We start from the raw sequence: 459 nt of genomic DNA, 5'->3' as shown, positions 1-459 counted from the left end.
GAGCACAGGCGTCATTGGATTGAACAGCGCATTTTTACATTATCTCAGGTGTTTGCTATTGATATTTGTGCTCACGCTGTCATGAATAATCACTTACATTTAGTCCTTCATGTTGATAGTGAAAACATTAATCAAGCCACCCATAATAACTTGTTTTTTTTTTCAACAAAAACATTAATTAAGCCACCCATAATAACTTGTTTGTTTTTTCAACAATAAACTACACTTAATTTACCCCCTATTAAGTGTGGTGATTGTTATGCCCAAGCCTCGTTCACAACAAATTAGTTTATCTGATACGCCGTATTATCATATTTGTAGTCAAACCGTTCGCAAAGCCTTTTTATGTGGTGTTGATAAAGAAACCGGTGTCAGTTACGAGCACAGGCGTCATTGGATTGAACAGCGCATTTTTACATTATCTCAGGTGTTTGCTATTGATATTTGTGCTCACGCTGT

2 pseudogenes are annotated in these 459 nt (G+C 36.2%); both read left to right on the top strand.

The features are described from left to right. Nucleotides 1-219, top strand: a pseudogene (locus tag H4J56_RS20060) (hypothetical protein); the annotation flags it as partial. Nucleotides 220-259: 40 nt separating this feature from the next. Continuing rightward, nucleotides 260-459 (top strand): annotated as a pseudogene (locus H4J56_RS19380) (transposase); the annotation flags it as partial.

Origin of the sequence: Colwellia sp. BRX8-4 (assembly GCF_014077345.1) — a bacterium.
Lineage (GTDB): Bacteria > Pseudomonadota > Gammaproteobacteria > Enterobacterales > Alteromonadaceae > Colwellia_A.
The sequence above is the reverse complement of the archived record's forward strand: the minus strand, read 5'-3'. Positions and strand labels throughout refer to the sequence as shown.